Source organism: Rhodoferax sp. GW821-FHT09E07, from assembly GCF_059416145.1.
The window spans coordinates 230,735-256,299 of sequence record NZ_JBWKOP010000005.1; the positions used below are offsets into that span (position 1 = coordinate 230,735).

Genomic DNA, 25,565 nt, shown 5'->3' on the forward strand with positions numbered 1-25,565 from the left:
CAGTATAGAAATTACCGATGAATACCTTCTCTGTTTTGAGCGAGGCTAAGAAGTTGAACACATGGCCAGTGCAAGCGCCTCAGCCACCTTGATGCCGTCCACCCCCGCCGACAAAATACCGCCCGCATACGAGGCACCCTCTCCCGCCGGGTACAGACCGCGCACGTTGGTGCTTTGCAGATCTTCGCCACGCGGCATCTTGATGGGGCTGGAGGTGCGGGTTTCCACACCGGTCAGCACCGCATCGGCCATGTCAAAGCCCTTGATCTTCTTGCCAAACACAGGCAGTGCCTCGCGCAGCGCGGCAATGGCATAGCCGGGCAGGCTGGGGGCCAGGTCGCCCAGCTTTACGCCGGGTTTGTACGAGGGGGTGACGCTGCCAAACGCGGTGGAAGGTTTGGCCGCGATGAAGTCGCCCACCAACTGGCCCGGCGCTTCGTAGGTGCCGCCGCCCAGCGTGTAGGCACCACTCTCCAGTTGGCGCTGGAAGGCAATGCCGGACATGGGGTGCGCGGCCTTGGGGTCCCGGGCCTTCATGGCCGCCGCTTCGGCCGCGTAGCGCTGGCCTTTCTCTTCACCAAAGGCGTGCACAAAGGCGGTCACATCGTCCGGGTAGTCGGGCGGGTCTATGCCCACCACCATGCCCGCATTGGCATTGCGCTCGTTGCGCGAATACTGGCTCATGCCGTTGGTAACCACGCGGCCCGGTTCGCTGGTGGCCGCCACCACGGTGCCACCCGGGCACATGCAGAAGCTGTAGACCGCACGCCCATTCGCTGCGTGGTGCACCAGCTTGTAGTCGGCCGCGCCCAGCAGGGGATGGCCCGCATGGCGACCCCAGCGCGCGCGGTCGATCACGCCCTGCGGATGTTCGATGCGAAAGCCCACCGAGAACGGCTTGGCCTGCATGGCCACGCCGCGCTCGTAGAGCATGGCAAAGGTGTCGCGTGAGCTGTGGCCCAGTGCCATCACCACGTGGCTGGCAGGCAGCACGTAGCGGCTGCCGTTTTGAAGGTTTTCGATCTCTAGCCCGCGGAGGGATTGCACGGACAGCTCCTGATTTAGTAGCACGTCGGTGACGCGTTGCTCAAAGCGTATCTCGCCACCCAGCGCAATGATCTGCTCGCGTATGCCTTCCACCACCTTCACCAGCTTGAAGGTGCCGATGTGCGGGTGCGCCTCGTAGAGGATCTCGGCCGGGGCGCCGTGCTGCACAAACTCGTGCATCACTTTGCGGCCCAAAAAGCGCGGGTCCTTGATCTGGCTGTAGAGCTTGCCGTCGGAGAACGTTCCGGCGCCGCCTTCTCCAAACTGCACATTGCTCTCGGGGTTCAGCGTCTTTTTGCGCCACAGGCCCCAGGTGTCCTTGGTGCGCTCACGCACCGGTTTCCCACGCTCCAGCACGATGGGCCTGAAGCCCATTTGCGCCAGCACCAGCGCCGCAAACATGCCGCAGGGCCCAAAACCCACAACGACCGGGCGCTCTGGCAGGTTGTTGGGTGCCTGCGCGACAAAGCGGTAAGCCATGTCGGGCGTGGCGCTGATGTGCGGGTGATTCGGGAAGCGAGCCAGCAGCGGGGCCTCCTGCGCGGAATCGACCAGCGTGATGTCCACGATGTAGACCGCCAGCAGGTCCGCCTTGCGCGCATCAAAGCTGCGTTTGAACACGTGCAGGTCGGCAATGGCCGCGACATCCATGCCCAGCGCCTGGGCGCACAGGCGTTTCAGCGCGTCAATCGGGTGCGCCACGGGCGCGCGGTCGGCGTCGGTCTCGGTCGGGGCATCCGCGGCACGGCGCGCTTCCACGGGCAGGGCGGACAGGGGGAGTTTGAGTTCAGTCAGGCGAATCATGGGGTGGGCTCGTGGTTATCAAGCAGACCGCAATTTTAAATGCGGTGCCGGTGTGGCGTGTCCAGGCACGTTGATTGCTTGGGTATTCATGTGCCAAGCCATTCCTACTCCTACACCCTGGGTCCCCGCACCTACGGCTTTCGCGATCTCAAAGACCTGATGGCCAAGGCCACGCCGCTGCGCTCGGGCGACGTGTTGGCGGGCGTGGCGGCGCACAGCGCCGAAGAGCGGGCCGTGGCCCAGATGGCGCTGGCGGAGGTGCCGCTGCGCCGGTTCCTGAGCGAGGCCCTGGTGCCATACGAAGCGGACGAGGTTACGCGCCTCATCCTGGACAGCCACGACGCCGCGGCCTTTGCCCTGGTGAGTCACCTGACGGTGGGGGATTTTCGCAACTGGTTGCTCAGCGACGCGGTGGACAGCGCCACGCTGTCCGCGCTGGCACCGGGTATCACACCGGAGATGGCGGCCGCGGTCAGCAAGCTCATGCGCAACCAGGATCTGATTCTGGTGGCCAAAAAATGCCGCGTGGTCACCGCATTCCGCAATACCCTGGGCCTGGCCGGGCGCATGGCCACCCGGCTACAGCCCAACCACCCCACCGACGACACCACAGGCATTGCTGCCAGCCTGCTGGACGGCCTGCTGTACGGCAGTGGGGACGCGGTCATCGGCATCAACCCCGCCACCGACAACGTGACCCAGGTGGTCAAGTTGGTGCACATGATGGACGACATCATCAGCCGGTACGACATTCCCACCCAGTCCTGCGTGCTGACGCATGTGACCAACTCCATGCAGGCCATTGAACGCGGCGCGCCGGTGGATCTGGTGTTCCAGTCCATCGGCGGCACCGAGGCCACCAACAGTAGCTTTGGCCTGAACCTGGCGCTGCTGGCCGAGGCGCGCAGTGCGGCCTTGTCGCTACAGCGCGGCACGGTGGGCGACAACGTCATGTATTTTGAGACCGGGCAGGGCAGCGCCCTGTCGGCCAATGCGCACTATGGCATGGACCAGCAGACCTGCGAGGCCCGTGCCTACGCGGTGGCGCGCCACTACAAGCCGCTGCTGGTCAACACCGTGGTGGGCTTCATTGGCCCGGAGTACCTGTTTGACGGCAAACAAATCATCCGCGCCGGGCTGGAAGACCACTTTTGCGCCAAGCTGCTGGGCCTGCCCATGGGTTGCGACGTCTGCTACACCAACCACGCCGAGGCGGACCAGAACGACATGGACGTGCTACTGACCCTGCTGGGGGCCGCGGGCTGCAACTTCGTGATGGGCATTCCGGGGTCGGACGACATCATGCTGAACTACCAGACGACCTCGTTCCACGACGCGCTCTACGCCCGCCGGGTGCTGGGCCTGCGGCCCGCGCCCGAATTCGAGGCCTGGCTGCAGCGCATGCAAATCTTCAGCGAGGCGGGTCCGGCCTTTGCCCTGCACCCCACGCTGCCCCCGGCGTTCCACAAAGCCCTGCTGCAACTGGCCTGAGCCCTATGAGTGAAACCCCGTCCCCCGTGACCGCCAATCCCTGGTCGGTGCTGCGCCAGTTCACCGATGCGCGCATTGCGCTGGGGCGTTCGGGTGTGAGCCTGCCGACCGGTGCACACCTGGCCTTCCAGCTGGCCCATGCCCGTGCGCGTGACGCCGTGCACCGCGGGCTGGACGTGCCCCTCCTGGCCGATGCGCTGGCCGCGGCCTGGCCCGATGCACCGCCGCCCTGTGTGCTGCTGCATAGCGCGGCCATCGATCGCAACCACTACCTGCAGCGCCCGGACCTGGGGCGCCGTCTGGATGCGGCCTCTCTGGACTTGCTGTCGCAGCTGTACCGGCCCGCGCCTGCGGATGACGTGCTGCAGGACCGCCCCTATGACCTGGCCTTTGTGGTGGCGGACGGTCTTTCCGCCTTGGCCATCGAGCAGAACGCTGCCCCGTTTTTGCAGGCCTTGCACCGTCGCATGGAGGGCGAGGGCTGGCGCGTGGCGCCGCTGTGTATCGCCCAGCAGTCCCGTGTGGCCATTGGCGATGAGATCGGGCAGGCGCTGGGTGCCAAGGCCGTGGTGGTGTTGATTGGCGAGCGCCCGGGCCTGAGTTCGCCGGACAGCATGGGCCTGTACCTGACCTGGATGCCGCGCCTGGGGCTGACCGATGCCAGCCGCAACTGCATCTCCAACGTGCGCCCCGCGGGGCTGGCGTATGAGGAAGCCGCCTTCAAGTTGCGCTACCTGCTGACCCAGGCACGCCAGCGCCAGCTCTCGGGCGTGGACCTCAAGGACGAGACAGACGGCGGCGCGCGGGTGCAGGTCGCAGCGCAGGGCAATTTCCTGCTGCGCTAAGCCCGCGTGGCATTGGGGTTGCGGCAGACGTAAGATGCCGCCGTAACTGCCACCGGAGCCTGCGTATGTGCCGCAACATCAAGACCCTGTTCAACTTTGAACCGCCCGCCACCGAGCTGGAAATCCGCGATGCATCCCTGCAGTTTGTGCGCAAGCTCAGTGGTTTCAATGTGCCTTCACAGGCCAATGCCGAGGCGTTCAATCTGGCCGTGGAACAGGTGGCGGACGTGGCGCGCACGCTAATCGCCTCGCTGGTTACCAGTGCGGAACCGCGCAACCGCGAGGTGGAGGCGGCCCGGGCCAAAGCCCGCTCTGCCGCGCGCTTTGGCGGTGCCTGAGTTACTGGAGCTTGGCGTCAGACGCCGCCACTTGCTGGATCAGGTAGGCGTCAAACTTCTCTTCCGACCAGCGCATCACCTGGATGCTGAGGCTGGGGTCCTGGGTTGAGGTGAACACCAGGTAATTGAACGGCTGGGCCTGCGCGGCGTTGCCGTCCGGCTCCAGGGAGCCTTCGTCGGACTCTTTGTCGTTGTAGCGGTACACCACGCCGTCCAGGGTCAGCTCGCCTTTTTCATCGTCTTCCACGGCGTCCAGAAACTTGCGCGGGCGGTCCACCAGTTTGCGCAGGTTGACCCGCTTGAGCATGACTTCTACCTTGGGCGGTTTGGCCGACAGGTCGGCATAGACCAGTTGCTCCTGGCCATCGGCAGAACTGCCGAGGATTTGGTACCAGACGCCATCGTCGCTGCGCACGGGGTGGACATGGGCCACCTTGAGGGTGCTTGCCGCATTGCCACCGACCGCCGGCAGGGCCAACGTGGCACCCGCTTTGAGGTTGGGCGCGTCACCGGCATCCAGTGCATGGGCAGGCATCAAGGCGGCCATTCCCAGTGCGGCGGCAACCATCCAGCGGGTAGTGAATGTGGTCATGTGGGAAGAAATCCTTCTACAGAGAGATAACGTTCACCCGTATCGTAGTTGAATCCCAGCACCGTGGCACCGGCCGGAATTCCAGGCAGCTTTTGCGCGATGGCGGCGAGCGTGGCGCCGCTGGAGATACCCACCAGCAGGCCTTCTTCCCGTGCGCTGCGGCGCCCATATTCGCGGGCGGCCTCGGCTTCCACCTGGATGACGCCATCGAGGAGCTCGGTCTTCAGGTTCTTGGGGACGAAACCCGCGCCGATGCCCTGGATGGGGTGGGGCGAGGGCGCACCGCCACTGATCACGGGCGACGCGCTGGGTTCCACCGCAAACACTTTCAGCTTGGGCCACTTGGCCTTGAGTGCCTGGGCCACACCGCTCAGGTGACCGCCGGTGCCTACGCCGGTGATGATGACGTCCACGCCCTGGGGGAAGTCATTGGAGATTTCCAGCGCCGTGGTGCGCACATGCACGTCGATGTTGGCCGGGTTTTCAAACTGCTGCGGAATCCAGGCGCCCGGCGTTTGCTCAGCCAGTTCCTGGGCGCGGGCAATGGCGCCCTTCATGCCTTTTTCGCGCGGGGTCAGGTCAAAGGTGGCGCCATAGGCCAACATGAGGCGGCGGCGTTCGATGGACATGCTGTCGGGCATGACCAAGATCAGCTTGTAGCCCTTGACAGCAGCCACCAGCGCCAAGCCCACGCCGGTGTTGCCCGAGGTGGGCTCGATGATGGTGGCGCCGGGCTTCAGGGCGCCGCGTTTCTCGGCGTCTTCCACCATGGCCAGGGCAATCCGGTCTTTGATCGAGCCGCCGGGGTTGCTGCGCTCGCTCTTCACATACACGTGGTGCGTGTTGCCAAACAGCTTGTTGATGCGGATATGGGGGGTGTTGCCGATGGTTTGCAGGACGTTGTCGAAAGCCATGAGGGGTCTCCGGAGTGGGAAAGGAACGCAAGCATTCTCTGCCAAATGCATGACCGGCGAACGACAGTTTGGGCATATGGATATGCCCCGTGCGCGCAGGACCGATAATCGGGGGGTGAAGCCCGCCAGACCACCGCTGGTGCAATCTGGGAAACCAGGCACTGGAGGAACGTCCGGACTGCATAGGGCAGCGTAGCAGTTAACGACTGTCCACTGACAAGCTGTGCACGCAAGTGCATGGCCCTAAGGTGAGGATTAGAGCAACAGAGACGAGCCGCTTTAGTGCGGGTGAAACGGGCAATCTCTACGCGCAGCAATACCAAGTAGGCCAACGTTGACGGGGCCCCCGGAGTTGGCGGGTAGGTAGCATCGAGCCGTTTGGGTGACCAGCGGCCCAGAGTAATGGTGGTCACATGGGGGGAAACCCCCGTGCACAGAATCCGGCTTATCGGTGGGCTTCACACTTTTTTTGTTGTATGGTTGGGTCTTCACAGTCATTGGGAGATGGGACCATGCGACCGATTCTTGAACTGTTGGAAAAACACGGTGGCTCCATCTGGAGCCTGAGCCCCGAGGACAGCGTGTACAACGCCCTCGAAATGCTGGCCGATTGCAATGTGGGGGCCCTGATGGTGATGGAGGGCGACAAGCTGGTGGGCGTGTTCTCCGAACGTGACTACACCCGCAAAATTGCCCTGGCGGGCCGATCCTCCAAAGACACCAAGGTGCGCGACATCATGACCGCCCAGGTGCTCACGGTTACCCCCCGAACCTCCACTGACGACTGCATGACGCTCATGAGCCAGAAGAAGATCCGCCACTTGCCCGTGGTGGACGGCAGCAAGGTGCTGGGCATGATCTCGATCCGTGACCTGATGGACAACATCATCAAGGACCGCGAGCTCACCATCAGCCAGCTGCAGAACTACATTTCTTCCTAAAACTTCTCGTAGCCGGCCAGAAAGCGCCACTGGCCCACGGGCACATCGGCGATCGTGACCCGTCCCAGGCGGATGCGGCGTATGGCCAGAATTTCCAGCTTCGCCTCGGCACAGAGATAAGCCACCAGACCCGGGTGTGAGCCCTTGATGGCAAAGCGCAAGCGGCTCATTTCGGGTGTGCTGCTGTTCACACTCACTTTGACAGGCGGGAGGTTGTTGCGTTCGTCCTTCAGCGCGTAAGCAATGGGCTTGAGTGCGTCGGGCGCGACCTCGCCCTTCACCTCCACCAGAAACTCGTGCTCCATGGTGCCCATGTCTTCGGTCAGCTTGCGCGTGGTGCGCCAGTCCTGGGTGAACACTACCAGGCCCGTGGCACCGGTTTCGAGTTCGACATCGGCTTCCAGGTGGTTGAAATGGCGCTTCAGCACCGGGGTGGTGGTAGGGTCGTGTTGCCAGTGGGTTTGCGGGGTCAGCAGGCTGCGTGCGTCGGGCGTGGCCTTGCGTCCGCGTGCGGGAGGCAGCTCCTCCGTGCCGTCGGTGTAGCCGGCTGGCTTGTTGAGCAGCAAAGTCACATCGCTGAGGTTCAGCAGGCTGGCTTCCGGGTCCAGGGTGACGGCCTCATGGCCCACCCGGTGGGCGGGCTCTTCCACCACGACGCCATTCACGCGTACCCAGCCGCCCTCGATGTACTGCTCCGCTTCTTTGCGGGAGCATTCCTTGATCGCCATGACACGCTTGGACAGACGCTCGCCAGTCGTGGCCGCCGGCGCAGCCTCTGTCACGGTTTCCTTGCGCGGTTTGCGAAAGCGCGGCTTTTTGGTCGAGGGGGCTGGCCCGGGTGCCGCGGCCACCGGGCTGGGTCTGGGTGCCACAGGTGCCGGTGCCACTACCGTGCGCGGCGGTTTGACGGGCTTGCGCAGCGTGGGGCGTGGGGGTTTGGAGTCCGAGGTGCTCATGGCTGGCCTTCTTGGTTTTTTGGGGCTCCCGGATTGTCCAGGGCGTAAATGCGCTCCACATGCGCCAGCAACGAGCGCTTGGCCACGGGCCAGATGCGCGGGTCTACGTCGTCATAGGCCAGCGGCAGCCAGTCGTCCAGACTGCCCAGCGGATGGGCCTTCATTACGGCGGCAATCTTGGCCTCGCGCGCCAGGCGGTGGGCTTTCAGCTTGGCAATCGCCTCCAGCGCACCGTCGATCACATGGCCATGCGCCGGCAGGATGTACTGCACGCCCAGTTCGGTGCAGGCCGCGGTCAACGCGTCCAGCGAATCCAGGTAATCGCGCATGTTGCCATCGGGCGGGTCGATCACCGTGGTGCTGCCGTTGAGGATGTGGTCGCCGCTGAACAGCAGGCCATCTTCTTCGAGCAGCAGGCAGATGTGGTTGGCCGCATGGCCGGGCGTATAAATCACCTGCAGCGTGTGCACGGGTTTCAATGCACTTTGCACGTCAAGCCTCGGCAGCATATGCGCAAGCAGCTCCTGATTTAATAGCGGACGGTCCGGGGTGAAGTCGCTGGCTGCGCGCGCCGTGGGGGCAGACGGGAGCCCCAGAATAGGCGGGCCGCCCTGGCAGAGGGCCTGCAGCGGTGCTGCACCCGGCGAATGGTCGGGGTGGGAATGGGTGCAGACGATGCGCAGGATATTGCCGCCGCTGCCGTCTTCAAACGCCGCGGCCTGCCACAGGCGCTGCAAATGGTCGGCATCGGCCGGGCCGGGGTCGATCACGGTAAAGCCGGTGGCCGGTTCGCCCACCAGGTAGCTGTTGGTGCCGGGGCCAGTCATCACGCCCGGATTCGGGGCGGTCAGGCGCAGCACGTTGCGCAGCAAGGGCACGGGGCGGTCGGTTTGCCAAGCGTCGATCAGCGAGGCGGCTGCGGGAAGAGTATCCGCAGACAGGATGTGGGTGGGTCTAGCCATGCGCTGGATGGTACGGCCAAACGCGGATAATTCGGCCATGCGAATTCCGTTCACCAAAATGCAGGGCGCGGGCAACGACTTTGTCGTGCTCGACGAAACGCGTGGCCGCCTGGGCCTCACCGAGGCCCACTACCGCTTTCTGGGCGACCGCCACTTTGGCGTGGGTGCCGACCAGATCCTCACGGTGCGCCCCTCGCCGGCGGAGGGCATCGACTTCGAATACGTCATCCACAACGCCGACGGCAACGAGGTGGAGCAGTGCGGCAACGGCTCGCGTTGCTTTGCCCGCTTTGTGCACGACAAGGGCCTGACCACCAAGGACCGCATCCGCGTGCAGACCATGAAGGGCGTGATCGAACCGCGCCTGAACGCCGATGGCCGCGTCACCGTAGACATGGGCGCCCCCGTGTTCACGCCCGCCGAGATTCCGTTTGATGACAACGGTCTGACGTTGCAGTCCATGGGTACATGGGGAAATTGGCCGCTAGCCCTCGTGGATAGCGCGCAGGCAGCTCCTCTTTTGGTAGCAACGGTATCCATGGGCAACCCCCATGCGGTAACGCTGGTGGACAACGTGGACACCGCCGCCGTGGCGACGCTGGGCCCGGCCGTGCAGGCCAGCCCGCGCTTCCCGCAAGGCGTGAACGTGGGCTTTCTGCAGGTGGTGGACCGCAGCCATGTGCGCCTGCGCGTGTATGAGCGCGGCGTGGGCGAAACCCTGGCCTGTGGCACGGGTGCCTGTGCGGCCGTGGTTTCCGGCATTCGCCTGGGCCTGCTGGACGCCCGCGTGGAGGTGCAAACCCATGGCGGCGTGCTCACCATCGAATGGGCCGGCGGCGACGCCTCGGTGTTCATGACCGGCCCCGCCACCACCGTGTTCCACGGCGAAATTGACCTTCCTGAATAACCCCAACGATCGCACCATGACTACACCCGTGAACCAGGCCCTGGCCAACCCCATTACCGAAGACGACATCGCCAATTACCTGGCCAACACGCCCGACTTCTTCCAGCGCCATGCAGAGCTGCTGGCCACGGTGCAGTTCACCAGCCCGCACAGCCACCGCGCGGTGAGCCTGCAGGAGCGCCAGGCCGAGATGCTGCGCGAGAAGATCAAGCTGCTGGAGCAGCGCATCATGGAAATGATCCGCAACGGCAACGAGAACGTCATGCTGTCGGACAAGATCCTGCGTTGGGCGCGCACGCTGTTTCTCACCACGGATGTGCAAACCCTGCCCGCTCAAATCGTGCAGGAAATCCAGGACCAGTTCGCCGTGCCCCAGGTGGGTTTGCGTGTGTGGGATGTGGCGGCGCCATACGCAGGTCTGCCCTTTGCCCAAGGTGTGAGCGACGACGCCAAGGTGTTCGCCGCCTCGCTGGCCGAGCCCTTCTGCGGTCTGAACACCGGCTTTGAAGCCGTGGGCTGGCTGGAGGATGCGGCCCACGTCAGCTCGCTGGCGCTGATTCCCCTGCGCGGTGAGAGCGGCGTGTTTGGCCTGCTGGTGCTGGCCTCCAGCGACGCGCACCGCTTCAACAGCGGCATGGGCACCGACTTCCTGGCCCGCATTGGCGACTTAGCCAGCGCGGCCCTTTCGCGCCTGCGCTAAGCCCCTCTGGCCGTGCACACGGATGATGCCTCGCTGGTTGAAAAATACCTGGAGTACGTCCGTGTAGAAAAGCGCCTGGCGGCGCGCACGGTGGAGCTGTACGCGCTGGACCTGGGCAAGCTCAGCGCCAACGCGGCCAAGGTGCCCGTGGCCCTGGTCGAGGTGAAAAACAACCACATCCGCCGCTGGGTGGCGCAGATGCACAGCGGCGGTCGCAGCGGCCGTGGCATTGCGCTCATCCTCTCAGGCTGGCGCGGTTTCTACACCTGGCTGGGCCGGCAGGGCCTGGTGAACAGCAACCCGGTGCAGGACGTGCGCTCCCCCAAGGCCCCCAAACCCCTGCCCAAGGCGCTGGCCGTGGACGACGCGGTGCAGTTTGCCGACTTTGAGAGCGATGACAACGCCTGGCTGGAAGCGCGCGACGCGGCCATGGTGGAGCTGCTCTATGGCAGCGGCCTGCGTGTGGGTGAACTGGTGGGGCTGGACGTGGTGGCCGGCAAGGACGCCAAAGGCTGGGTGGACCTGCAGGCCGCCGAGGCCCATGTGCTGGGCAAGGGCAGCAAGCGCCGCACCGTGCCGGTGGGCCACACCGCGCTGGAGGCGCTGGCACGTTGGCTGGAACTGCGCGGCCCGCTGGGCACGGCCACCGGGGCGCCTACGGCCGCCACGCAGGCCGATGCCGCCGCTTTATTTACCGGGCGCAATGGCACGCGGCTGACTGCCCAGAGCGTCTGGCAGCGCTTGAAGCGCCGCAGCCAGCTCGCCGGGCTCAACACTCCGGTGCATCCCCACATGCTGCGCCATTCGTTTGCCAGCCACGTGCTGCAAAGCAGTGGCGACCTGCGTGCCGTGCAGGAGCTGCTGGGCCACGCCAACATCACCACTACGCAGGTCTACACGCGGCTGGACTTCCAGCATCTGGCCAAAGCCTATGACGCGGCCCACCCGCGCGCGAAGTTGAAAAAGGGGTCCTAACTCCTCTTCGCTTGCCGAGTCTCCGAGCCTGTGGAGAGGGCCTGCGGGCGGCCTCATACTGCCCAACGCGCAGAAATCGGCCGCCCGCGGGCCCACTCCACAGGCGGCGCGCTCGCAAGCGACAATACCCGGCTATGAAAACCATTCGTCTGCGCGCCGGCAAAGAGCGCTCCCTGTTGCGCCGCCACCCCTGGATATTCGAGTCCGCCATCGCCAAGGGCGGCGGCGACAGTGGCGAGACCGTGCGCGTGGAATCGGTGGAGGGCCAGTTTCTGGGCTGGGCGGCCTTCAGTCCGCAGTCCAAGATCCGCGCCCGGGTCTGGAGTTTTGACGAAGCCCAACGTATCGATGCTAGCTTTTTCATAGCTGCTTGCGAAGCGTCTGTGGGGGCTAGAGCCCGATTTGATATAAAAAGCGACGGCGTGCGCCTGGTCCATGGCGAGTCCGATGGCCTGCCCGGTTTGATCGTGGACCGCTACGGCGACACGCTGGTGGCCCAGTTCACCTCGGCCGGCGTGGAGAAGTGGAAGGACGTGATTGCCGACGCACTCTTGGCTGCTACGGGCCTGACCAAACTCTATGAGCGTTCTGATGCCAGCAGCCGTGCCCTGGAAGGCCTGCCTGAAGCCACGGGCTGGCTGCGCGGCGAGGGGCCCACGGACCTGGTGCTGCAGGAGCACGAGTGGAAGCTGGCCCTGTCCATCGCCGAGGGCCACAAAACCGGCTTCTACCTGGACCAGCGCGACAGCCGCAAGCGTTTTGCCGACGCCACGCGTCGCCTGGGCTTCCAGCGCGTGCTCAATTGCTATTGCTACACAGGGGGGTTCACCGTAGCGGCCCTGTCCGGCGGGGCGGGGCATGTCACCTCCATTGACTCCAGTGGCCCAGCGATTGAAAAGGCCGCCGCCAACGTGGCGCTCAATGGCTTTGAGGCCAGCCGTGCCACCTTCATGGACGCCGACGTGAACGCCAGCCTGCGGGCGTTTGGGGCCGAGGGCCGCACCTTTGACGCCATCATCCTGGACCCACCCAAGTTTGCGCCCACCGTGGCCCATGCCGAGCGCGCGGCGCGTGCCTACAAGGACATCAACCGTCTCGCGTTCAAGCTGTTGGAGCCCGGCGGCGTGCTGTTCACCTACAGCTGCTCGGGCGGTATCAGTGCCGACCTGTTCCACAAAATCATTGCCGGGGCCGGCTCGGATGCCGGGGTGGACGGCTATATCACGGAGCGCATGGGCGGTGCCCCCGACCATCCCATGACCATTGCCTTCCCGGAGGGGGAGTACCTCAAAGGCCTGGTAGTGATGCGGCGCGCCCTGTAACCCTATCAACACCGGGCCCTGCCAAACTTTGAATTGCTGACTACACTTCGCAGTTGTCTTCTTTTTGCACTGCACCATTTTTGGATTGAACGATGAGCCTGATTCCCGCCACCATCCTGACCGGCTTCCTCGGTTCCGGTAAAACCACGCTTTTGAAGCGCGTGCTGGCCGAAGCCCATGGCCAGAAGATCGCCGTCATCGAAAACGAGTTCGGTGAAGAGAACATCGACAGCGACATCCTGGTCAGCGAGACCACCGAGCAGATCATCCAGATGAGCAACGGCTGCGTTTGCTGCACCATCCGTGAAGACCTGCGAACCACCCTGAAAGACCTGGCCGAGAAGAAGCGCAAGGGCGAACTCGACTTTGAGCGCGTGGTGATCGAAACCACCGGTGTGGCCGACCCCGGCCCGGTGGCGCAGACCTTTTTTATGGATGACGAGATTGCCGAAACCTACCTGCTGGACTCCATCCTGACGCTGGTGGATGCCAAGCATGCCGACCAGCAGCTCAATGACCGCCAGGAGGCGCGCCGCCAGATCGGATTTGCCGACCAGATATTCATCAGCAAGTCGGATCTGGTGTCCAAGGAAGAGCTCGATGCCCTGACGCATCGCATCAAGCACATGAACCCGCGTGCGCCACAAAAGGCGGTGCACTTTGGCGATGTGTCGCTGAAGGAGGTGTTTGACCTGCGCGGCTTTAACCTGAATGCCAAACTGGACATCGACCCCGACTTCCTCAAGGACGACGACCACGACCATGGACACCACCATGATCATGATCATGGCGAGCACTGCGACCACCCCTCGCACCAGCACGACCATGGTCATGACCATGCGCACCACCATCACCACGATGACGATGTGAAGAGCTTTGTCTTCAAGTCCGACCGGCCTTTCGATCCGGCCAAGCTGGAAGATTTTCTGGGCGCCGTGGTCAATATCTATGGCCCGCGCATGCTGCGCTACAAGGGGGTGCTCTATATGAAGGGCACCGAGCGCAAGGTGATCTTCCAGGGCGTGCACCAGCTCATGGGCAGCGATTTGGGGCCTGCCTGGGCTGAGGGCGAGCAGAAGTCCAGCAAAATGGTCTTCATCGGCATTGATCTGCCCAAAGACATATTCCTGCAGGGCATGGAGCAATCCTTGGTCTGATTCTCAAATGTTTGTCTCGCTTTTGCAACTGATGGGTTTCCCGATGGGGAAACCTGTACACTCGCGCGCCGAAGAAACCCCCGTTTCACTGTCTGCAAAGGCGGCGAGAGGGGTTGCAGCCACCAGGGACCATGCGCAGGCGAGTACTGCCAGGAGACAAGAAGTGAAAGCGAATTCCGGGAAAGATACCAAAGCCAAAGCCGTCAAAGCTAAGGACGCCAAAGCCAAGGTCAGCGCAAAACCCAGTGCCAAAGCACCTGCCAAGCCGGCAGTGAAGGCGTCCGCGAAGGTTGCGGCCAAGCCCGCAGCCAAGGCCGCGCCCAAAGCTGTGGCCAAGCCAGCTGCCAAAATGGTGAAGGCCAACAAGCCTGTGGCCAAGGCCCCCGTGAAAGCGGCCGCCAAGACCCCAGCGAAAACAGTGGCCAAGGCCGCTGCCAAACCTGTTGCGAAGGTGGCCCCCAAGGCCGCGCCCAAGCCAGCAGTTAAAATCAAGGCACCTGCCGAGAAGCCGGTGGCCAAGTCTGTCGCCAAGGCGCCGACGCCTGTTGCCAGCAAGCCCACTGCCGCCAAAGCGGCTGCTGTGGTGGCCGTGGCGCCAGTGCCCGCGGTCCCTGCGAAATCAGGACGCCCGTCTTCCCGGTTGGCGCAACTCACCGTGCCATCCATGGCGCAATCTGTGGCATCCACAGCCGCCAAAGCCACTTACACCCTTACCATGTCCTCCCCCGTGATTGCTCCCGTTATCCCGTCCATTGCCAAGAAGGACGCCAAGCTTGCCAACAACTGGAAGTCCAAGCCTGCTGCTGAGTTGACCGATGCTGAGTTGTTGGCCATGCCCGACTCCGAGTACATGAACGATGTGCAGCTGGCTGCATTCCGCCTCAAACTCTCCATCCTCAAGCGCGACATCCTGAACAGCGCCGGTGAAACCACCGAACATTTGCGTGAAGACACTTCCGTGGTGCCTGATCCCGCAGACCGCGCCACCATTGAGGAAGAGCACGCTCTGGAACTGCGCACGCGTGACCGCGAACGCAAGTTGCTGAAGAAAATCGAGCAGTCCATCGCGCGCATTGATGCGGGCGACTATGGCTACTGCGACGAAACGGGCGAACCCATTGGTGTGGGCCGTCTGCTGGCGCGTCCTACGGCAACGCTGTCGCTCGAAGCACAGCAGCGCCGTGAGCTCAAGCAGAAGATGTTTGGCGACTGATCACGCCAGCGCTGAACCAGCCCTTTTCATTACTCTATGGCGACCAAAGACGATCGACCCGGTTTGTTGTCCAAGGTGGCGATGTTTGTCCGCAACCCGACCAAAGACTGGTCGGAACTGGACCGAACCGAGCCAGAGCAGGAAAGTGGCTATGACAAGCAGGCCCTGAAGGCCATGATCGAACGCAAGCGGCAAAACGATTTTGTTCGCAAGCGCGAATTCGACCAGTTGCGCAAGCTGCGCAACCGTGATCCGTCTGCCGCCGCAGGGCTGGCACGCCCCTCGTTTTTCCAGACCAGTATTCCCACCGATCCGGATGGCCGCGCCGTCACGTTGAAGAAAATCGACGAGATCGAGGCACAGATGTCCAAGCAGTGGTGGAAGGGCAAGCAGGATGCTGCCGCCTCTGCGGCCAATGGCGTCTCTGCCGTTCCAGACGCTGGCGCTTCTGCTGACCTGTCCTTGCCCATGCAGCCGCATCCGGGGTCTGCGCCCACGGTGCCTGCCACACTGTCGTCCCATTTTGAGGCCACAGAGTCTTCGGACCTCGGATCCAACCCGCCCAGCGGCCAGCTTTCGGAGTACGCCCCGACCGAAATGGGGGCGGGCATGCCACCTCCCATGTCGTCCCATGTACCCCTGCATGCGGTGCCTCGCACGCGGACTCCGATGCCCATGCCACCGGCGGGGCAGGGTTTGACCGGGGATGAAAACTCGGACCTGTCGTTCTCCACGTCCAAGCTGTTTGCCATTGAGGTGGATGACATGGCGACCGATCCCGAGCTGGAAGAGGCGGCCATCCGCTTCGCCAATGGGGACGATGGCGGTGCAGAAAGCGGGTTGCTGATGGCCTTGCGCGGCAATGCACCGGTGCCGGACGTGGCTTTGTCGTGGGCCGCCGCGTTGCTGGATTTGTACCGGGCGACCAACAACCGCGAGCGCTTCGATTGGGCGGTGGTGGAGTTTGCCCAATGGTGGGGTACGGCCATTCCCAGTTGGGAATCTTTGCCAAGTGCCACGCAGAACGCGAGCCTTACGTCGTCAGCCCCCTTGGCTGCATCACCGGCCGATGCCCAGGTCGATGCCATCTGGCATAGTCCTGCAGAGCTCACCGTACAGGCCATGGAAGATCTGCGCGATGCCATGTCCTTCCAGCCGCCGCCCTGGGTCATAGGCTGGTCCCGCCTGACACGTATCGATCCCCAGGCCATGCCTTTGTTGGGGGGGCTCTTTGCCAGCCTCTGTGACGAACCGGTATCGCTGGGCTTCAGTGGTGCCGATAGTCTGGTTCAAGCCTTGCGTAGCATCACGCCTTCCGGCGATCGCAGCGTAGACGCAGACTGGTGGGGGGTACGCCTGAACGCATTGCGCGCGATGGAAATGCTCGACGAATTTGAGTTGGTCGCGCTGGACTATTGCGTGACGTATGAGGTCTCTCCGCCGGCATGGGAGCCCGCACAGTGCACCTACGCGGCAGTGGGCGGTAGTTCTTCCGCTGGCAGCCCTGCTGCACCGGACGGCGGGCGTGGCTTTGAGGCCGCGACCGTCCCCATGGGCCTGGACAACCCGCAGGTTGCCGGGCTGGAGCTGCGCGGCGATGTGCTGGGCGATGCGACGCAGGCCTTGGCAGGGCTGGATGCTGCCCGCGAAGACGGCGGCCGTATTGCGGTGTCCTGCCGGCATCTGATCCGCGTAGACTTTTCGGCCGCGGGCAGTATTCTCAATTGGGTGGCCATGCGCGAGTCGGAGGGCTGCCTTGTGCAGTTCCAGGACGTACACCGTTTGGTGGCCGCCTTTTTCAACGTCATCGGCATCAATGAGCATGCCCGTGTCATCCCACGCGCCATTTGAGTAAGGGCCGTGGCTGCTGCTGCGGCTTGAAATTGGCGCCAACCACCGCATGTCAGACAGCATGGAACAATTTCACGGCACCACCATCATCAGCGTTCGCCGCAAAACTCCGCAGGGCGACCAGGTCGCCATCGGCGGGGATGGGCAAGTCACCTTGGGCAATATCGTCGTCAAGGGCTCAGCCCGCAAGGTGCGCAAGCTGCACCATGGCAAGGTGTTGGCGGGTTTTGCCGGTGCCACGGCCGATGCCTTCACTCTTTTTGAGCGCTTCGAGGCCAAGCTGGACAAGCACCAGGGGCACTTGGTACGCGCAGCCATCGAACTGACTAAAGACTGGCGCACCGACCGTGTATTGCGCCGCTTGGAGGCCATGCTGGCCGTGGCTGACAAGGACGCGTCCCTGATCATCACCGGCAATGGGGACGTCCTGGAGCCCGAGAACGGTATTGTGACCATTGGTTCGGGTGGCGCCTACGCGCAAGCGTCTGCGGTGGCGCTGCTGCAGCACACCGAAATGCCCGCCGCAGACATCGTGAAACGCTCGCTGGAAATTGCCGGCGAGTTGTGCATCTACACCAATATGCACCACACCATTGAAACGCTTTGAGACCATGCATTCCCTTTCTCCCCAAGACATCGTTGCCGAACTTGATAAACACATCGTTGGGCAGGCTCAGGCCAAACGCGCCGTGGCTATTGCCCTGCGCAATCGCTGGCGCCGGCAGATGGTGGATGTTGCGCTGCGCAGCGAAATCACGCCCAAGAACATCTTGATGATTGGTCCCACCGGTGTGGGCAAGACTGAGATCGCCCGTCGCCTGGCGCGCCTGGCGGATGCTCCCTTCATCAAGGTGGAGGCCACCAAGTTCACCGAGGTGGGCTATGTGGGCAAGGACGTGGATTCCATCATTCGTGACCTCGCGGACATTGCCGTCAAGCAAACCCGCGAAGGCGAAAAAGCCAAGGTGCGCGAACGCGCTGCGGACGCGGCGGAGGAGCGCATTCTGGACATCCTGGTGCCACCGCCACGCACGGAATTTGGTTTCGCGGCGGCTGCGGATGCACCGGAAAGCACTGCTCGTCAGACCTTTCGTAAAAAGCTGCGCGAGGGTGCTCTGGCGGACCGTGAGATTGAAATTGACGTAGTGGCCCCCGCGCCCCAGCTGGAGGTCATGGGGCCGGCCGGCATGGAGGAAATGACCGAGCAGTTGCGTGGCATGTTTGGGCAGTTGGGTCAGAACAAACGGCAGACCCGCAAACTGAAAATCAGCGAAGCCCAGAAGCTGCTCGTAGACGAAGAAGCGGCCAAGCTCGTCAACGAAGATGACATCAAGAGCCAAGCCCTGCACTTGCTGGAGCAAAGCGGCATTGTGTTCATTGACGAGATCGACAAGGTGACATCTCGCAGCGAAGGCAGCGGTGCCGAAGTCTCGCGGCAGGGCGTGCAGCGGGACTTGTTGCCGCTGGTGGAGGGCACCACGGTGTCCACCAAATATGGCATGGTGAAGACCGACCACATTCTGTTTGTCGCCTCTGGCGCATTCCACCTGAGCAAGCCCAGTGACCTGATTCCGGAGCTGCAAGGCCGGTTTCCGATTCGCGTGGAATTGCAGTCCCTCTCGGTGCAGGACTTTGAAGCCATCCTTACACAAACCCATGCCTCGCTGGTCAAGCAATACCAGGCACTGCTGGCAACCGAGCAAGTCACCTTGTCCTTCACGCCCGAGGGCATCACACGTCTGGCGCAGATCGCCTTCGAGGTGAACGAGCGCACGGAAAACATCGGTGCCCGGCGCCTGTCTACGGTGATGGAGCGTCTGCTCGATGAAGTAAGCTTTGACGCAGTGGCATTGGCCGGGCAAACCGTGGTGGTGGACGCAACGTATGTGGATGCCCGTTTGGGCGAGCTCAGCCAGAACGAGGATCTTTCGCGTTACATCCTGTAACCCCTGTCGGACGGGCGGTATTCGACTCGGCGCTTCAAGCATCACTTTCATAAGGTGCGCTAAGTGCTTAATTTAGAACGATTTTCAGGCGTTCGTCGCCTGCGAAATCGCTTCTAAGTCCTTGATTTCATTGGAAAAAATTCGCGCAAGCCCTCTTGCGAACATGGCTTTTGCTGATACAGTGCAAAAAAGTGCAATTTAGTGGTGAAAAGTGCCGCGTAATTGCTATTTCAAGCTGTCACAGTAGAAAAAGGGTGTTGTAGCGTGTTTCAAGGGGCTTCGTCTCTCAGTCTGGATGCGAAAGGTCGGTTGTCAGTACCGACCCGGCATCGTGACGTCTTGAGCGCGACGGCGGCCGGCCAACTCACGATCACCAAACACCCCCACGGTTGCCTGATGGTGTTCCCCCGCCCCGAGTGGGAGAAGTTCCGTGAGCGCATTGCGGCCCTGCCCATGTCGGCCCAGTGGTGGAAGCGCATCTTCCTGGGCAACGCCATGGATGTGGAAATGGACGCCACCGGGCGTGTGCTCGTGTCTCCAGAACTGCGTGAGGCGGCAGGCATCGCCAAAGACACCATGCTGCTGGGCATGGGCAACCACTTTGAGCTGTGGGACAAGGCCACCTACGACGCCCAAGAGGCCAAGGCCATGCAGGGCGAGATGCCCGATGTCTTCAAAGACTTTTCTTTCTAAGGTGTGACGGTGGAAGCTCCTTGGACCCACACCACCGTCTTGTTGAACGAAGCAGTAGACGCATTGTTCAGCAACGACGGGCAGGCCTATGCGGGTGCGGCCGATGGCACCTATGTGGATGCCACCTTTGGTCGGGGCGGTCATTCGCGCAGCATTCTCGGGCGCCTGAGCCCTGCAGGCCGTCTGGTGGCCTTTGACCGCGACCCCGATGCCGTGGCGCAGGCTGCGAGCATCACCGACCCCCGTTTCTCGATCCGCCACGAAGGCTTCTCCCATTTGGGGGAGTTGCCCGCGGCCAGCCTGGCTGGCGTGCTGATGGACCTGGGCGTGAGCTCCCCCCAAATCGACAACCCACAGCGGGGCTTCAGCTTCCGCTTTGAAGGTCCTCTGGATATGCGCATGGACACCACGCGCGGTGAGAGTGTGGCCCAGTGGCTGGCAACGGCCGAGATCAATCAAATCGCGGAGGTGATACGTGAATATGGTGAAGAACGGTTTGCTGGGCCAATTGCAAAGGCGATTGCTGCTCGCCGACAGGAACGGGGGCCAATTTCAACCACCTCCGAGCTGGCCCAACTCGTGGCTGACACGGTCAAAACCCGCGAGCAGGGCCAGAACCCTGCAACGCGCACATTTCAGGCTCTTCGGATTTTCATCAACGCCGAGCTTGAGGAGTTGCAACAAGCGCTAGACGCCAGCCTGGACGTGCTGGAAGTGGGGGGGCGCCTGGCAGTCATCAGTTTCCATTCGCTGGAAGACCGCATCGTCAAGCAGTTCATCGCCAAGCACTCCAAGGAAGAGTACGACCGCCGTGCACCGTTTGCCGTGCCCAAGGTCATGAAGCTCAAGGCGCTGGACCGTATCAAGCCCAGTGCCGCCGAGGTGGCGGGCAACCCCCGTTCGCGCAGTGCCATCTTGCGCGTGGCGCAAAGGATGGCGGCATGATGCGCATCAACCTGGTGCTGGTGCTGGCCGTGGTGGCCAGCGCTTTGTATTTGGTGGGCGTGCAGTACGAGTCACGTCGCGTGTTCACTGAGCTGGACAAATCCCGCGCTGACGCGCGCCGCCTGGAGACAGAGTACGGCCGCCTGCAGGTGGAAAAGCGCGAGCAGGCGACCTCCGCCCGCGTGGAGCGCCTGGCGCGCGAGAAGCTGCAAATGCGCCAGGTAACCCCCGCCATCACCAGCTATGTGACCTACAGCGCTCCCGAAGCGGCAGCCAGTGTGGCAACCAATGCAACCGCCGGGCAGGGCAGCAAATGACACGCCGCGGGATCCAGTACACCTCCAGCCCCTTGTTGGCCAGCCGCACGCCGGTGTGGCGCAGCAAGTTTGTGGTGGGTGCGATTGCGCTGGGCTTCTCGGGGCTGGTGGCGCGTGCGGCCTATATCCAGGTGTTTGCCAATGACTTCTTCCAGCGCCAGGGCGAGGTGCGGTTTGCCCGCACCATCGACTTGCCTGCCAACCGCGGTCGCATTCTGGACCGCAATGGCCTGATCCTAGGCTCCAGCGTACCCGCACCCAGCATCTGGGCTATCCCTGAGGACGTGGAGCTGGAAAAGGGCCAACTGGCCCAACTGGCCAAGCTGCTGGAAATGCCCGTGGCTGATGTGTCCAAGAAGCTCGACGATGAGGACAAATCTTTCGTCTGGCTCAAGCGGCAGGTGGACGCCGACGTCGCCAAAAAAATTGCTGACCTCAACATCAAGGGCATTTACCAGCGCAAGGAATACAAGCGCCAGTACCCTGAGGGCGAGTCCGCCGCCCACATTGTGGGCTTCACCAATGTGGAGGACAACGGCCAAGAGGGCGTGGAACTTATGTTCAACAAGGAGCTGCTGGGCCGCCCCGGCATGCGCCATGTGATCAAGGACCGCCTGGGCCGCGCCGTGGAAGACGTGGGTGAGGTGGTGCAGCCCGTGGCGGGGCGCGATCTGCAGCTCAGCATCGACAGCAAGATCCAGTTCTTTGCCTACCAGAAGTTGCGTGACTCGGTGTTGAGCAACAAGGCCAAGGCTGGCAGCGTCGTGGTGATGGATGCGATCACGGGGGAGGTGCTGGCCCTGGCCAACTACCCCAGCTACACGCCCGACAAGCGCCAGAACCTGACCGGGGCGCAGCTGCGCAACCGCGCGCTGACCGACACGTTTGAGCCCGGCTCGGTCATGAAGCCCTTCACCGTGGGTCTGGCCTTGGAAACCGGACGCGTCAAACCTTCCACCATCATCGACACCGCACCAGGCTCCGTCACCATCACAGGAGCGACCATCCATGATTCACACCCGCATGGCGCGCTGACGGTCGAACAGGTGATCCAGGTGTCCAGCAACGTGGGTACCACCAAGATCGCCATGCAGATGCCCGCCAGCGAGATGTGGCAAACCTTCTCCGCGGCCGGTTTTGGCCAAAAACCGCAGATCGAATTTCCGGGTGCGGTTTCCGGCCGTCTGCGCCCCTACAAATCGTGGCGCCCCATCGAGCAGGCCACCATCTCCTATGGCTACGGCATGTCGGCCTCGTTGTTCCAGATGGTGCGTTCCTACACCGTGTTTTCGCACGGGGGCAACATCATTCCGGCTACCCTGCTCAAGACCAGCGAGCCCGCAGTGGGCGTGCCCGTGTTCTCGGAGCAGACTGCAGCCAAGATTCGCCACATGCTGCAAATGGCAGCCGGCCCTGGCGGGACCGGCCCCAAGGCGCAGACCATTGGGTACTCGGTCGGCGGCAAGTCCGGCACGGCCTACAAGCAGGTGGGCAAGGGCTACGGCACCGATGGCAACCGCAAATACCGCAGCTGGTTCGTGGGTATGGCGCCCATCGACCAGCCGCGTGTGATTGTGGGCGTGATGCTGGACGAGCCCAGCAATGGCAAGTACTTCGGTGGCGATGTGGCGGCTCCCGTCTTCAGCGAAACGGTGCAGCAGACCCTGCGCATGTTGGGTGTGCAACCGGACATGGCCGTGCGCCCGCAAATCCAGGCCGACACCGTGGAGGAGAGCTTCTGATGCACACGCTCAGCACGCCTCTGGATGCGGTGCAATGGCTGCGCAGCCAGGGTTGCACGGCCCTGGCTTCCGACAGCCGCGCCGTGACCGGGGGTGATGCCTTTATTGCATGGCCGGGCGCTGCCGTGGATGCGCGCCGCTTTGTGCCGCAAGCGCTGACCCAAGGCGCGCTGGCGTGTTTGGTCGAGCAAGACGGTGCCACTGCGTTTGACCTGCCGACCGATGCGGTGGGCAGCTATGCAGGCCTGAAAGCCGACACCGGCGCCATCGCCTCGGCGTTTTATGACGAGCCTTCGCAGGCTCTCGCCATGGTGGCGATTACTGGCACCAATGGCAAGACCAGCACCGCCTGGTGGTTGGCCCAGGCCTTGTCGGCGCTGCCGTCCGGCCAGGCACTGCCTTGCGGCGTGATCGGCACATTGGGTGTGGGTCGCCCCCCCCACGTGGAGTCCACCGGACTGACTACCCCTGACCCGGTGTTGTTGCAGAAAACCCTGCGCCGGTTTGTGGACGATGGGTTGCGTGCCTGTGCGATCGAGGCTTCGTCCATCGGCATTGAGGAGCATCGCCTGCAGGGCATGGCGGTGCGCGTAGCCGTGCTCACCAATTTCACCCAAGACCACCTGGACTACCACGGAAGCATGCAGACTTACTGGCAGGCCAAGCGCAAGCTGTTTGCGTGGCACGGCCTGGCGCATGCGGTGCTCAACATCGATGACCCACAGGGCCTGCTGCTGGCCGATGAGCTGGCGGACAGCGCACTGGACGTATGGACCACCTCGGTGCAACAGTCCGCGCGCCTGCAGGCGCGCAACGTGCGCCACAACGCGCAGGGCATGGTGTTTGATGTGGTGGAGGGGGCCCAAACCTGCACACTGCAGTCCCAGGCCGTGGGCCTCTACAACGTTTCGAATTTGTTGGGCGTCATCGCGACCATGCGCTGCCTGGGTGTGGCGCTGGACGCCGCCGTCCAGGCGTGTGCGACGCTGCAACCTGTGCCCGGGCGCATGGAATGCCTAGGCGGGGCGCATGCCCCTCTGGTCGCAGTGGACTATGCACACACCCCCGATGCACTGGGCCAGGCCCTGCTGGCGCTGCGCCCGATTGCACGGGAACGCGGTGGTCAGCTCTGGTGCGTGTTTGGTTGTGGCGGCGATCGCGATGCGTCCAAGCGGCCCCTGATGGGCGCCATTGCTGTGCAGCAGGCGGACCGTGTCGTGGTCACCAGCGATAACCCGCGCAGCGAGAAGCCGGAAACCATCCTCTCCCAAATCTTGCTGGGCATGGTCGAGGCCAAGGGGGTGGATGTGGAAGTGGACCGTGCCCAGGCGATTCGCCAGGCGGTGCTGGGTGCACAGCCCCAGGACGTGATCTTGGTCGCCGGCAAGGGCCATGAAGCCACACAGGACATTGCCGGTACCAAGCACGCGTTTTCCGATCGAGCCCATGTGGCCGCAGCGCTGGAGGCGCGCGTATGAGCGACATGATGACGCTGGCCCAATTGGCTGCTTGGACGGGTGGAAAGGTTGTGGGCGATGCCAGCACCACGATCCAGCGTGTGCACACCGACACCCGCACGCTGGCGCCCGGCGACTTGTTTGTGGCACTGCGCGGCGAGCGCTTTGATGCGAACGATTTTCTACAGGACGCCCAAACCCAGGGTGCGGCAGCGGTGCTGTGCCATGCGGGCCTGGACGCAGCCGCCTACCCCGCCGGTCTGCCCCGTGTGGAAGTGGCTGACACCAAGACCGCTCTGGGCCAACTGGCTACCCAGTGGCGAGCCCAATTCAGCTTGCCCGTGATTGCCGTGACCGGTAGCAACGGCAAGACCACCGTGACCCAAATGCTGGCCAGCATCCTGGATGCCCACGCACCCAACGGTGCGGCCCTGGCGACCAAGGGCAATTTCAACAACGACATTGGCGTTCCCCTGACGTTGCTGCGCTTGCGCGCCGAGCACCGCATCGCCGTGGTCGAGCTGGGCATGAACCACCGCGGCGAGATCCCGGTGCTGGCGGCCATGGTGCAACCCACCGTGGCGCTGGTGAACAACGCCCAACGCGAACACCTGGAGTTCATGCAAACCGTGGAAGCCGTGGCTTGGGAAAACGGGTCGGTGATTCAGTCGCTGCCCACCGACGGCACGGCGGTGTTCCCCGCTGATGACGCCTTTACCCCGCTGTGGCAGGGGCTGGCAGGTGTGCGCGCCAGCAGCCAGTTTGCCGTCGACGCGCCCACCGCCCAGGTGGTGGGTCAGCAGGCCCAGTGGCTAGCAGGCGCCTGGCAGGTGCAGGCCAGCGCACCGCAGGGTGCCTTGCACTACCGGTTGGCGATTGCAGGCCGCCACAACGTGAAAAATTCGTTGGCTGCTGCCGCCTGCGCGTTGGCGGCCGGTGTGCCCGTGGCCGCGGTGGAGCAGGGGCTAAATGCCTTTCTCCCGGTCAAGGGGCGTTGCCGTGCCATGCAGCTGTCCGCGGCATCCGTGGACGCCACGCTGGTCGACGACACCTACAACGCCAACCCCGATTCCGTGCGTGCCGCTATCGACGTGCTGGCTGACCTGCCGGGCCCGCGCCTGCTGGTGCTGGGCGACATGGGCGAGGTGGGCGAGCAGGGCCCCGAATTCCATGCCGAAGCCGGCGCCTACGCCCAGGCCCGCGGCATCGACCATGTGCTGGTGCTGGGCGCGCTCAGCGTGCATGTGGTGCAGACCTGTGCCGTAGCCCGCCATTTCAACGACGTACACGAGCTCAACGATTCCGCACTGGCCCTGTTGCCCCGCGTGGCCAGCGTGCTGGTCAAGGGCTCACGCTTCATGCGCATGGAGCGCGTGGTCGAGGCGCTCTCGGCTCCCCCTGTTTCCCCGGAGGTCGCATCCCATGTGGCCTGATCTGTTTGGAGAGTTTT

The 25,565-nt window shown here is 63.4% G+C and carries 23 protein-coding genes, 1 other RNA gene and 1 pseudogene; 20 read left to right on the forward strand and 5 right to left on the reverse strand.

All coding sequences use genetic code 11. The features are described from left to right. Positions 1 to 45: 45 nt before the first annotated feature. Entirely contained in the window at positions 46 to 1,851 is a 1,806-nt protein-coding gene (locus tag AC07OE_RS11585) for an NAD(P)/FAD-dependent oxidoreductase (RefSeq protein ID WP_495070716.1), read from the reverse strand. 90 nt (positions 1,852 to 1,941) lie between these two features. Here AC07OE_RS11585 and AC07OE_RS11590 point away from each other — a divergent pair, with 90 nt between their 5' ends. The 3 genes from AC07OE_RS11590 (at position 1,942) to AC07OE_RS11600 (ending at position 4,525) form a co-directional block, all read left to right on the forward strand. Beyond that, the gene (locus tag AC07OE_RS11590) at positions 1,942 to 3,342 is read left to right on the forward strand and encodes an ethanolamine ammonia-lyase subunit EutB (RefSeq protein WP_495070717.1); all 1,401 of its coding nucleotides are present in this window, start codon (positions 1,942 to 1,944) and stop codon (positions 3,340 to 3,342) included. A 5-nt stretch (positions 3,343 to 3,347) separates the two neighbouring features. After that, positions 3,348 to 4,187 carry an ethanolamine ammonia-lyase subunit EutC gene (gene eutC / locus AC07OE_RS11595; RefSeq protein ID WP_495070718.1) on the forward strand — a complete coding sequence of 280 codons (840 nt, stop codon included), beginning with the start codon at positions 3,348 to 3,350 and terminating at the stop codon, positions 4,185 to 4,187. Positions 4,188 to 4,252: 65 nt separating this feature from the next. Next, positions 4,253 to 4,525 carry a DUF2277 domain-containing protein gene (locus AC07OE_RS11600; RefSeq protein ID WP_495070719.1) on the forward strand — a complete coding sequence of 91 codons (273 nt, stop codon included), beginning with the start codon at positions 4,253 to 4,255 and terminating at the stop codon, positions 4,523 to 4,525. A gap of 1 nt (position 4,526) precedes the next feature. Here AC07OE_RS11600 and AC07OE_RS11605 read toward each other — a convergent pair whose 3' ends face one another. Further along, a complete protein-coding gene (locus AC07OE_RS11605) occupies positions 4,527 to 5,117 on the reverse strand; it encodes a hypothetical protein (RefSeq protein ID WP_495070720.1) in 591 nt (196 codons plus the stop codon). Next, complete coding sequence (gene cysK / locus AC07OE_RS11610; RefSeq protein WP_495070721.1) at positions 5,114 to 6,031, reverse strand: cysteine synthase A; 918 nt, start codon at positions 6,029 to 6,031, stop codon at positions 5,114 to 5,116. Before cysK ends, AC07OE_RS11605 begins: the two co-directional genes overlap by 4 nt. Before the next feature lie 117 nt (positions 6,032 to 6,148). On the opposite strand from cysK, the gene rnpB reads away from it, so the two are divergent. Together rnpB and AC07OE_RS11620 are read left to right on the forward strand one after the other, a co-directional pair. Then, an RNA gene (gene rnpB / locus AC07OE_RS11615) (RNase P RNA component class A) lies at positions 6,149 to 6,495 on the forward strand. Positions 6,496 to 6,543: 48 nt separating this feature from the next. Then, positions 6,544 to 6,972, forward strand: coding sequence for a CBS domain-containing protein (locus tag AC07OE_RS11620; protein ID WP_495070722.1), 429 nt, complete (start codon positions 6,544 to 6,546; stop codon positions 6,970 to 6,972). Here the strand turns inward: AC07OE_RS11620 and AC07OE_RS11625 are convergent. Then, entirely contained in the window at positions 6,969 to 7,928 is a 960-nt protein-coding gene (locus AC07OE_RS11625; RefSeq protein WP_495070723.1) for an RNA pseudouridine synthase, read from the reverse strand. The two genes, AC07OE_RS11620 and AC07OE_RS11625, sit on opposite strands and share 4 nt — an antisense overlap. Beyond that, positions 7,925 to 8,824: pseudogene (locus tag AC07OE_RS11630) on the reverse strand (MBL fold metallo-hydrolase); the annotation flags it as partial. The pseudogene AC07OE_RS11630 and the gene AC07OE_RS11625, both read right to left, overlap by 4 nt. A 103-nt stretch (positions 8,825 to 8,927) precedes the next feature. Here AC07OE_RS11630 and dapF point away from each other — a divergent pair. The 15 genes from dapF (at position 8,928) to AC07OE_RS11705 (ending at position 25,548) form a co-directional block, all read left to right on the forward strand. Further along, positions 8,928 to 9,797: a diaminopimelate epimerase gene (dapF, locus tag AC07OE_RS11635; RefSeq protein WP_495070724.1), complete on the forward strand. Its 870-nt coding sequence runs from the start codon at positions 8,928 to 8,930 to the stop codon at positions 9,795 to 9,797. 16 nt (positions 9,798 to 9,813) lie between these two features. Next, a complete protein-coding gene (locus AC07OE_RS11640; protein ID WP_495070725.1) occupies positions 9,814 to 10,497 on the forward strand; it encodes a DUF484 family protein in 684 nt (227 codons plus the stop codon). 12 nt (positions 10,498 to 10,509) lie between these two features. Continuing rightward, positions 10,510 to 11,472: a tyrosine recombinase XerC gene (locus tag AC07OE_RS11645; protein WP_495070726.1), complete on the forward strand. Its 963-nt coding sequence runs from the start codon at positions 10,510 to 10,512 to the stop codon at positions 11,470 to 11,472. 134 nt (positions 11,473 to 11,606) lie between these two features. Then, entirely contained in the window at positions 11,607 to 12,794 is a 1,188-nt protein-coding gene (locus tag AC07OE_RS11650; protein ID WP_495070727.1) for a class I SAM-dependent rRNA methyltransferase, read from the forward strand. Between the two features lie 92 nt (positions 12,795 to 12,886). Further along, the gene (locus tag AC07OE_RS11655) at positions 12,887 to 13,951 is read left to right on the forward strand and encodes a CobW family GTP-binding protein (RefSeq protein ID WP_495070728.1); all 1,065 of its coding nucleotides are present in this window, start codon (positions 12,887 to 12,889) and stop codon (positions 13,949 to 13,951) included. Positions 13,952 to 14,114: 163 nt separating this feature from the next. After that, positions 14,115 to 15,164 (forward strand): RNA polymerase-binding protein DksA, encoded by a 1,050-nt coding sequence (gene dksA / locus AC07OE_RS11660; RefSeq protein WP_495070729.1) that lies wholly within the window; start codon positions 14,115 to 14,117, stop codon positions 15,162 to 15,164. A 36-nt stretch (positions 15,165 to 15,200) separates the two neighbouring features. Continuing rightward, positions 15,201 to 17,015 carry an STAS domain-containing protein gene (locus AC07OE_RS11665; RefSeq protein WP_495070730.1) on the forward strand — a complete coding sequence of 605 codons (1,815 nt, stop codon included), beginning with the start codon at positions 15,201 to 15,203 and terminating at the stop codon, positions 17,013 to 17,015. Positions 17,016 to 17,076: 61 nt separating this feature from the next. Beyond that, on the forward strand, positions 17,077 to 17,622 hold the full coding sequence (hslV, locus tag AC07OE_RS11670) for an ATP-dependent protease subunit HslV (RefSeq protein WP_495070731.1): 546 nt from the start codon (positions 17,077 to 17,079) through the stop codon (positions 17,620 to 17,622). 4 nt (positions 17,623 to 17,626) lie between these two features. Then, entirely contained in the window at positions 17,627 to 18,961 is a 1,335-nt protein-coding gene (gene hslU, locus AC07OE_RS11675) for an ATP-dependent protease ATPase subunit HslU (RefSeq protein WP_495070732.1), read from the forward strand. A 264-nt stretch (positions 18,962 to 19,225) separates the two neighbouring features. Next, the gene (gene mraZ / locus AC07OE_RS11680; protein ID WP_094482051.1) at positions 19,226 to 19,654 is read left to right on the forward strand and encodes a division/cell wall cluster transcriptional repressor MraZ; all 429 of its coding nucleotides are present in this window, start codon (positions 19,226 to 19,228) and stop codon (positions 19,652 to 19,654) included. 9 nt (positions 19,655 to 19,663) lie between these two features. Then, positions 19,664 to 20,599, forward strand: coding sequence for a 16S rRNA (cytosine(1402)-N(4))-methyltransferase RsmH (rsmH, locus tag AC07OE_RS11685; protein WP_495070733.1), 936 nt, complete (start codon positions 19,664 to 19,666; stop codon positions 20,597 to 20,599). Continuing rightward, positions 20,596 to 20,916: a cell division protein FtsL gene (gene ftsL, locus AC07OE_RS11690; protein WP_495070734.1), complete on the forward strand. Its 321-nt coding sequence runs from the start codon at positions 20,596 to 20,598 to the stop codon at positions 20,914 to 20,916. The genes rsmH and ftsL overlap by 4 nt, the downstream gene beginning before the upstream one ends. Continuing rightward, positions 20,913 to 22,658, forward strand: coding sequence for a peptidoglycan D,D-transpeptidase FtsI family protein (locus tag AC07OE_RS11695; protein WP_495070735.1), 1,746 nt, complete (start codon positions 20,913 to 20,915; stop codon positions 22,656 to 22,658). The genes ftsL and AC07OE_RS11695 overlap by 4 nt, the downstream gene beginning before the upstream one ends. Next, positions 22,658 to 24,136, forward strand: coding sequence for a UDP-N-acetylmuramoyl-L-alanyl-D-glutamate--2,6-diaminopimelate ligase (locus tag AC07OE_RS11700; protein WP_495070736.1), 1,479 nt, complete (start codon positions 22,658 to 22,660; stop codon positions 24,134 to 24,136). The genes AC07OE_RS11695 and AC07OE_RS11700 overlap by 1 nt, the downstream gene beginning before the upstream one ends. Before the next feature lie 5 nt (positions 24,137 to 24,141). Continuing rightward, a complete protein-coding gene (locus tag AC07OE_RS11705) occupies positions 24,142 to 25,548 on the forward strand; it encodes a UDP-N-acetylmuramoyl-tripeptide--D-alanyl-D-alanine ligase (protein WP_495070913.1) in 1,407 nt (468 codons plus the stop codon). The last annotated feature ends 17 nt before the right edge of the window (positions 25,549 to 25,565 follow it).